The sequence below is a fragment of the Planomonospora algeriensis genome (assembly GCF_977012225.1).
Window position 1 is genome coordinate 1 of record NZ_CDRNDK010000645.1, and the last position, 2849, is coordinate 2849.

2 protein-coding genes are annotated in these 2849 nt (G+C 71.5%); both read right to left on the reverse strand.

Translation table 11 applies throughout. From position 1 onward, the window contains the following. The coding region (locus tag ACWJ6R_RS33870; RefSeq protein ID WP_449066125.1) for a nitrate- and nitrite sensing domain-containing protein at nucleotides 1-1021 on the reverse strand (1021 nt) is incomplete at its 3' end. A gap of 591 nt (nucleotides 1022-1612) precedes the next feature. Beyond that, on the reverse strand, nucleotides 1613-2849 hold a 1237-nt coding region (locus tag ACWJ6R_RS33875; protein WP_449066126.1), incomplete at its 5' end, for an ACT domain-containing protein.

The window sequence follows — 2849 nt, forward strand, 5'->3', positions numbered from 1 at the left end:
CGAGGACCAGGAGGTTCTCGGAGTTGCGGCGCATGCGGGTGGCCAGGTGGTCGAGCTTGAACAGGTCGCTCAGCCGGCCGCCGTCCTGCTCGCCCTTCTCCAGACCGTCGATGAGCGAGATCTGCCGCTCCACCAGGGTCTGGGTCCGCCGCGAGAGGTTGACGAACATCGCGCTGATGTTGGACCGGAGCTCGGATTCCTCCGCCGCGAGCCGTACGGCCTGGCGGTGGACCTCGTCGAAGGCCTTGGCGACCTCGCCGATCTCGTCCCTGCTGTCGACCGAGATGGGCTCGACCTCGGGGGTCTGGGTCTCTCCGGAGATCCGGAGCCTGCGCACCACGTCGGGCAGCCGGCTGCCGGCGACGTCCAGCGCCTCGACCCGCAGGCGGCGCAGCGGCAGGACCATCGAGCGCGCGATGAGGACGGTCAGGCCGAGGACCAGCAGGAGCAGGGTCAGGATCAGACCGGCCGCGATGATCGCGGCGCGCTGCTCGGAGTCCTCCAGCTCCCGGGCCCGGGTGATCACGTCACCGGCGACCTTGGTCTCGACCTTCTTCATCCGGTTGAGGACCTCGGTGTTGTCCCCGAACCACTGCTTGACCTCGGTCAGGTCGCTCAGCAGCCGCCCGGAGGCGTTCGGCCGGCCCGAGAGCGCGATCGCCTTGGACTTCGTCAGCTCCGCGCGGTGCACCCGCTCGTCGACCAGCTGGGTGCTGAGGAGCTGGCCGTTCTCGGCGCCCGCCTCGATGGCGAACTCGGCCTTGCGCTCCTCCAGCCGCGACCGCGAGGCGATGAACTCCTCGACCTGCTGGGCGTTGACCAGCGCGGGCGCGTAGTAGCCGGCCAGCAGGCGGGCCCGCTGCCGGGAGACCTCCTCCTTGGCGTAGGCCAGCGCGCTGAGTCCCCGGGTGTTGCCAATGATCTCCGGGTCCTCGCTGACCAGCGTGAGCTCCTCGTGCAGCTGGAGCAGCGGGTTGATCAGGAAGCTGTAGCGCTCGGCCCGGCGTGCCGGGCAGTTCACGCGTCTTGCCGAGGCTTTCGAGCTGGTACGCGGCGTCGCGGGCGGCCTTGACCGCTCGCGGCCCGTAGGAGTCGTCGATCGCCCGCAGGTCCACCCGGACCTTCAGCAGCAGATCGTCGACCGCCTTCCGCTGCGTGGTGAAACTGCTCTCCAATCCCTTGTTCGCAGGCTGGAACGCCGCCCATGCTCCCCGGTCACGTTCCAAACCGAGGGCCTGCGCGAGGTCGCGCAGGCGGCCGGAGTACTCGGCCGCGGCCGCCGTGCGCTGGTGCACGGTGACACCCTCGACGGAGGCGGCCACGCGCGCTCCGGCGAGCAGCACGCCCACCGCCGTCGGCACCAGGATCAGCGCCGTGAGGCGCGTTCGCACGCGCCAGTTCCGTAGACCGAATCGGGCGGCAGGCCGCTTGCCGCGGTCGCGCACCGATGCGGTCTCGCTATCGGTAGGTCCCGTCGTCACCGCTCTAGCTACCCTTCACCATCACGACACAAGTGGCCATCATCAGACCATAGACCCACGGGACAGAAGCGACATATCCGACAAAACGGACTTAATCGTTACAGATGCGACGGAAGACTGATTTCCGATGGTTATCTCAGGGCGCTGAGGACCTGATCCCGCACCTGCGCACGCTGGGCCCGGTCCGTCAGAGGACGTCCAGCCCTGTCGACCACGTAGAAGACGTCCACCGCCTCTGCGCCGAGAGTCTCCACACGCGCAGCGCGCACGTCAAGACCACACTCACCAAATGCTCTACCAATCCGCCACAATAGCCCCGGACGGTCATGAGCGCGTACTTCCACGACGGTCGCCGTGGTGGACGCGTCGTCCACGAGGGTAACGCGGGGCGGCGCGACCGGCACACGCGCCGGTCTCAGCGAGCGGGTACGGCGGGCGAGGCGCTCCTCGATGTCGAGCCGGCCGGCCAGGACGAGCCGCAGGTCGGCCTCCAGTGTCGCCGGGTCGGGCGGCGAGCCGTACTCCGGGACCACCGAGAACTCGATCACGGCGGTGGACCCCGCCGAGGCCGCCGAGGCGGCCCGGACCACCATCCGGTGCGCGGCGAGCACCCCGGCCGCGCGCCAGAGCAGTCCCGACCGGTCGGGGGCGACCACGGTGACCGCCCCGCCGTTGACCCGGATCGCCCCCCCGCCGTGCCGGGCCAGGGACGCCTGCTCGGCGGAGAGGGAGGGCGCGGGCCGCGGCGGGGTCCCCGACAGCACCGAGCGCACCCGCCGCACCAGGTCGGTGACCAGCGAGGCCTTCCAGGTGTTCCACGCGGCGGGCCCGGTGGCGTTGCCGTCGGCCACGGCCAGGGCGGCGAGCAGTTCCAGCACCTCGCGCGAGCCGACCGCCTCGGCCACCCGGGAGATCGTCACCGGGTCGTCCAGGTCGCGCCGGGTGGCGGTCTCGGGCAGCAGCAGGTGGTGGCGGACCACGGTCTGGAGGATCTCCACGTCCGCCGGGGGCAGCCCCATCCGGGCGCCGATGTCGCGGGCGACGACCGCGCCGGTGTCGGAGTGGTCGCCGGGATAGCCCTTGCCGATGTCGTGCAGAAGCGCGCAGATGAGCAGCAGGTCCGGCCGGGAGACCTCACGGGTGGACGCGGCGGCCCCGGCCGCGGTCTCGATCAGGTGGCGGTCGACCGTGTAGCGGTGCACGGGGTTGCGCTGCGGGCGGTGCCGCACCCGCTCCCAGTCGGGCAGCAGCCGGACCAGCACCCCGGCCTGGTCCAGTTCCTCCCAGACCGGTACGGCCGCGCGCCCGGCGCCGAGCAGCGCCACCAGCGCGTCGCGGGCCTCGTCCGGCCAGGGCACCGGAAGCGGC